2 protein-coding genes and 1 pseudogene are annotated in these 5213 nt (G+C 60.1%); all 3 read right to left on the bottom strand.

From position 1 onward, the window contains the following. Window positions 1–45 precede the first annotated feature (45 nt). Window positions 46–732, bottom strand: coding sequence for a helix-turn-helix transcriptional regulator (locus ABD050_RS15875; RefSeq protein ID WP_343890441.1), 687 nt, complete (start codon window positions 730–732; stop codon window positions 46–48). A gap of 441 nt (window positions 733–1173) precedes the next feature. Beyond that, window positions 1174–2238, bottom strand: a pseudogene (locus tag ABD050_RS15870) (thiolase family protein); the annotation flags it as partial. Window positions 2239–2431: 193 nt separating this feature from the next. Next, on the bottom strand, window positions 2432–4882 hold the full coding sequence (locus tag ABD050_RS15865) for a membrane-bound PQQ-dependent dehydrogenase, glucose/quinate/shikimate family (RefSeq protein WP_343890440.1): 2451 nt from the start codon (window positions 4880–4882) through the stop codon (window positions 2432–2434). Window positions 4883–5213 lie beyond the last annotated feature (331 nt).

Genomic DNA, 5213 nt, shown 5'->3' with positions numbered 1-5213 from the left:
CATCGTCGCGATCGTCGGACTCTCATCCTGATCGTCGCTAGACTCTCATCCAGATCGTCGCGCTACATTCCTAACGCCCTCGACATGCTCATGCGCGGTTGAACGCGATATGCCCAGGATCTGGCCGATCTCCCGATCGGTCTTCCCCCGGCCTACAAGGACGAGCGCTTCGAGCTGCCGAGAGGTCAATTCGGGCACCGCTGTCTCCTGCAACTTGAGTTTGCGCCTCATAATCCGCCGCGCTGCCTCAAAAGCGAACGTCCCGCACAATTGCGCGACCGGCAGGGCGTTCTCGTGAAGATGATCCACGGACCGCGCTGCGAAGGAGCATGTTCCCTGATATTCGCCTGGAAGATGCACGGGCACCGTGAAGCCCGCGCCCAGGCCAAAGCCGATTGCCTCGGAGAGAATTTGCTTGTGACGGGGAGTGAGGTCGATGATGTCGCCGACATCGTGCCACGCGAAGCCATTCACCGTCTTGGTGCTCGCCAGATGGATCGGGTCTTCGGCGAAGTACCCTCGTTCGAGGATGTGGGACACCCAATCATCGTTGTAGGTGGACAACCGGATGGCGCCCGATGGCGGATGGGCGAGATCAACATGGTGTCCCATGGCAAACTGGGAGAACCCGAGCACGCGGGTCACTCTAGCCAGCGCTTCTTTCAAATCGTCCTCGCTCAGGGCCGATCGAAAAGCTTTCAAAAAGGCGTTTAGGTCCAATTTGGTCAACATGCCGCAGTTCCTTTCGAAAAAGGTGGACGCCGTCCGAGACTTCCTCTCCTGCGGTACAAAGCTCCCTGTCTTTAGAGGACCCAAGGCCTCTCTTTGGGTTGAAGCCTATTTCTGCAAGCCATTTGCGCCCGGCAGAAAGGCGGCGTCGAGAACGACAATGCCCGCCTGGGGCGCTTCCCGCCCCCCGATACTGATCTGGTAACATGACAGGCGGAGAATCGCAGACTGTTGTTGTGTATTTCAGTCGGACTCGAAGCATGTATTTGCTTCAACACACCCTCCGAGCGACTGTCCGAGCAGACCGTCAGGTCAGGATCATTACCGCCCAAAGAGGAGGGGCGCCCCACCCTAGGCAAAGTCCCAACCAACCCATCGGCATTCGCACTTCACGGAAATCATACGCGCACGTTAGAAAAACACCTCCGAACCAGGAATTTATCAGAGCGCTTCGATAATGATAGCCGGGGCCATGCCGCCGGCAGCGCACATCGTGACAAGCCCGTATCGCCCGCCGGTACGTTCCAACTCGTCCAGGATCGTGCCGATCAGGATCGCTCCAGTCGCGCCGATAGGATGACCAAGGGCGATCGACCCGCCGTTGACGTTTACCTTGTCGCGATCAAGCTCAAGGTCGCGGATGAACTTCTCGGAAACGACAGCGAACGCTTCATTGATTTCCCAAAGATCTATCTGGTCCTTATCAAGCCCGGCCTTCGCAAGCACCTTACGAGCAGCGGGAACCGGCCCATTCAACATCAACGTCGGGTCGTCCCCCACGTTCGCCATCGCAACGATCCGCGCGCGCGGTGTCCAGCCCATCTTGTCCGCGTACGCCTTCGAAGTCAGGAGCAGCGCAGCCGCGCCGTCCACGACCCCGGATGAATTGCCCGCATGATGAACCGACGCAACGGAAAGGCCGGGAAACTTCCGCGCGATAGCGTCGCCGAACGTCTCGTCCCCCGTCCCCATCGGCAGGGCGGTCATGGCGGCAAAGGCCGGCTTAAGAGAAAGCAAGGCTCTCCAGGGTCGTGGTGGGGCGTGGATACTCGTCCTTTGCGAGGATCACCGCGCCGTCGTCATCGAGAACCGGCACGATCGATTTATTGAAGCGACCTTCATCGATTACTTTCGCGGCCCGCTGCTGGCTAGCATAACCAGCCTGATCCAGCTGTTCGCGCGAGATGCCCTCCATGGAGGCAATTGCATCCGCACAGATGCCCTGGTTCGTTTGGGGGTGCATCGCCTGGAGGTGCGCGTTCCCGTTGCTGCCCGCGACATTGTAGAAGGCAACGATGATCGCCTCCTCTTCTATATTCAGTACAAAGGAATGAATATCGGTGGGACCAGTTGGCAAATCCTGGACTGCTGTGCGCTTCTTCCACTTGGCGACGGTCTTCGGGCTGATCTCATACCGCTTGGCCAGCACCCTTAGGGTCTCTTGACTTGCTGTATCGCTCGACGGACCGCCGCTGTCGTACGGGCGCTCCCGTGTAGAACCTGGCCCATAGTGCTTCCTTCCATTCCTGGCTGAATAATGCACCATCAAATTCCAAGATTAAACTCTTTAGATCGCGCTTTCAAGATACTCGAAAGGCATCGCTCGTCGTGGAAATACGAGGACGGGAGAATGGACATCGGCAAGATTCCTTGCCCATTCTCACCGCCGTTGCAGCGCGGGTTTGTAAAGTGCACAATCTCCCTAATTTTGGCCCTTCGGAATTGCGAAGGCGACGATGGCGTCGCCCGGTTTAGTGCCCAGCAAGGCGTGGCCGCCCGAAGCGGTGACAACGAACTGGCGCCCGCTTGCCCTCGATAGATATGTCATTGGGGTCGATTGGCCCGCCTGCGCCAATCGCCCGCGCCAGAGCACGCTGCCCGTTTTCGTATCGATCGCCCGCAGATATTTGTCCTGCGTCGCTGCGATAAACGTGACGCCACCGCGGGTTGTGACAGAACCTCCCAGGTTCGGCGTGCCGATCTTGAAGGGCAGCAAGGAGGGTAATCCCAACGGGCCGCTGTCACGGGCAGTCCCGATCGGATGCGACCAAAGCAGTTTGCCGCTCGCAAGATCCACGGCGCTGATTCGCCCCCACGGGGGCGCTTGGCAAGGCGCGAAAAGCGGTGACAGGAACGGCAAGGACCTAGCCGCGACAGGCAAGCCAAACTGCGGCAGGATCATACGGCCTTCGGGAGTCGGCTGCCCCCCCATGCCGACCGGGCGCACACCCAGGCGATCAGCCTGCCCCCTCGGGATAAGCTGGACATAGTTCGCGACATAATTGCTGTTCACGATCATCACGTTATGATCGCGGTCGATCGAAACGCCGCCCCAGTTCATTCCACCCAGAAAACCGGGGAATTGGATGCTCGGCGTAAGCCCCGGAAGCGTCAGCGGCCCTTCGTAACGCGCTTGGCGAAACGCTATGCGACACCACATCTGGTCTAGCGGGGTGACGCCCCACATGTCCCGTTCGCTGATATTTTTGCCGCGGAACGACGGCAACGCATCCGAAAAGGGTTGAGTCGGTGCGGCCCATTCATGTGGCGCCAGACCGTCCTGTGGAACGCGATGTTCGGTGACTGGATAGATCGGCTTGCCGGTAGCGCGGTCAAGAACGAAAATTTCACCGCGCTTGGTCGGCTGGATGAGCGCCTTGCGCAGGCCCGTTGACGTCGGCAGGTCGACAAGGGTGGGCTGAGACGCGGCATCATAGTCCCAAAGATCATGGTGCACGGTCTGGAACTTCCAGCGCGGCTGGCCTGTCTCTACGTCGAGCGCAACGACCGAGCTTGAATAGGCTTCGTCGAAGGGGCGCCGTCGTAGCGCCGTGTTATCGGGCGTGGCCCCGCCGAGGGGCGCATATACGAGACCGAGTTGGTCATCGGCACTCATCGGCGCCCAGGAATTGGGCGTTGCGGATGTGTAGGTTTGGCCCGACGGAGGCAACTGGCGGCGGTCGGGATGGCCAAGATCGAAAGCCCAGCTCAACGCGCCCGTATTCGCGTCGAATGCCCTTATGACGCCGGACGGCTCGCCCCAATACATGCCGTCGGAGACCCAACCGCCAAGCACGATCCGTCCCCGAGAAATGGTAGGTGCCGACGTGATGTAATAATAACCCGGCGGCGCTTTTGGTTGGCCGATCTTGAGATCAACGACACCATTGACGCCAAACCCTGCACATGGCTTTCCGGAGGCGGCATCGATCGCCAGCAGGCGGGCATCAATCGTGTTCGTGTAGATGCGTTCGGCGCAAACTCCCTGCGCCTCCGGAACGCGGTAATATGCAACCCCGCGGCAGTGCGCGTAGGTAGCGTTACGATTGTCAGTGTGGGCACGGAAGCGCCAGCGCTGCTGCCCCGTCTCGGCATTAAGTGCGACAACGTCGTTATAGTCGCTGCACGCGTAGAGCGTGTCGCCGATCTTCAGCGGCGTCCCCTCAAGCGACTGCGGCGCGTCGTCCGGCGCTTTCCCGAAGTGGAAGGTCCAGGCAACGGCCAGTTTACCAGCGTTAGCCGGGGTGATCTGCGAAAGCGCACTAAAGCGCGTTCCGGCCGCATCGCCTCCCCAGGTTTGCCAATCCGTGGACTGGCTGCCAGCGGCGGCGACCGGGCCGCCGCTGGCGGGGTGATCCTCTTGTCCGGCCTGATACATGGGATCGGCGCGGTCGGGCACTAAGGCGTAGTGGACGATCGCACCAAAGCCTACCGCTGCCACAAGCACAACGCAGGCGATCGCGGCACGAACCGACGCAGGTCGGGCGCTTGGGGGGCCGAGCCTGCGCGCGGTCCAAGGAAAAAGGAACCATAAACCAAGGACCATGGGAGCCATCAGCCGCGCCGCGAGCGCCCACGCATCAAAACCGACTTCTCCGATCGCCCAGGCGACCGAGCCGATTAGCAATACTCCGAACAGGAGGCCGCCGAGCCGGCGACCGAGCCCGACCAGGACGCCGCTCGCAACAGTGAGCAGGCCGGCCAGAATATAATAAGGCGAGCCGCCGAGCGTCAGAAGCCGAGCCCCACCCCAGCAGAGCGTCAAGCCGATAAGGACCAGCAAGGTCGCGAACAGATAAGGCTTTGAAAACAAGCCCCCGGGGCGGGGCGACGGAGGCTCTTCCGTCGACCTGACTTCTGTGACTTCGGCCATCTCCCACTTCCTCCGATATCTTGCCCGAAACGTCTGTCGATGGCAGTCGCCACTGACGACGCTTCTCTTCTCTCCGACGCGACCAATCCGATCGATACGTTTCCGCCAGGGCACAATCGCTAGCAAACTGTGCGGCGTCGACTGCAATCCACGATATATTCCGTATGTGAAATCGCCATGCACACGGGTTCAACCGATGCTTTCCTTCGCGACCTTGAGCACGCGAGGCGGCATAAGGACCTCAATGTACAAAGAATGGAGTCCTAATCTTACTGCGTCATAAATGATGATTGGGGCTGGGCCCTGGCACAGCAAGGACATCGCATCAATC

The organism is Sphingomonas oligophenolica (assembly GCF_039522915.1).
Classification (GTDB): domain Bacteria; phylum Pseudomonadota; class Alphaproteobacteria; order Sphingomonadales; family Sphingomonadaceae; genus Sphingomonas; species Sphingomonas oligophenolica.
This window is presented reverse-complemented; position numbering and strand designations above follow the sequence as displayed.